Raw genomic sequence first — 854 nt, 5'->3', positions numbered from 1 at the left:
TCCCATTACCAGCTGAATAGTCCATACTACCTGACAAGTCGAGAGCAAAAGTCAAATTTGTTGTTATAGGGTCTGATGTGGTCGTTAAGTTGCGTTCAACGTCACTGACAATAGGCACATCATCAACGATATTAATATTAAGCTGCGCACTATCCGTAACACCAACGCTATTTGATATTGTGTAACTAAAACTATCTACAACATCATCACCGATTGATGTGTTAGTTAATTCATATTCAAAGTCCCCTGAACGGAAGCCATTAGAATCATCAGTATATACAGTCAACGTACCGTAAGATGTAGTAACAACCACGATTCCATTTACTGGTGCCTGACCGTTAACTGCACTAATTAACGTAGAACTACTAACGCCACTATCATTGTCAAGGATATTGCCGGTCACAATACTTGCGTCACTATTAGCATCAGTACCCGATTCAAGACCAGCTTCATATACCTCTTCGCTATTATCTTTAGCTACTGGTAATGAGTCTTGTGTAACTGTCAATTGAGCTGAAGACTCACTACCATCAGCATCAGTCAACTCGTATTGGAACGTATCTTGATTAGCCGAGCCTACGCCGTATTGAACCTCAACACTCTCTACCATAAAGTTATTGGTAGTACCTGTATAAAGCACCACAGTTTCAAAACCACTATCAGAAGCAATAGTTAAGTCGTTACTACTTATAGTACCACTATCAACTAGCGAACCCTGATTGTCGTATGCCTTCCAGAACACTTCTTCACTGTCAGCAACGCCATTCAAAGTAAAGTTAGCGACAGAAACCTCGCCGCTAAACTTAGTAACCAATGCCTCGTCATAACGTATTTGATCGCCGTTTCCTTCGGAG

General features: G+C 41.0%; 1 protein-coding gene. It reads right to left on the bottom strand.

Annotation, left to right across the window (positions count from 1 at the left end; all coding sequences use genetic code 11):
* Nucleotides 1-854, bottom strand: an 854-nt coding sequence (locus AB4486_RS23895) for a hypothetical protein (protein WP_372119083.1), incomplete at both ends; no start/stop codon positions are given.

Source organism: Vibrio sp. 10N.222.55.C6 (assembly GCF_041473395.1).
Taxonomy (GTDB): Bacteria; Pseudomonadota; Gammaproteobacteria; order Enterobacterales; family Vibrionaceae; genus Vibrio; species Vibrio crassostreae_C.
This window is presented reverse-complemented; position numbering and strand designations above follow the sequence as displayed.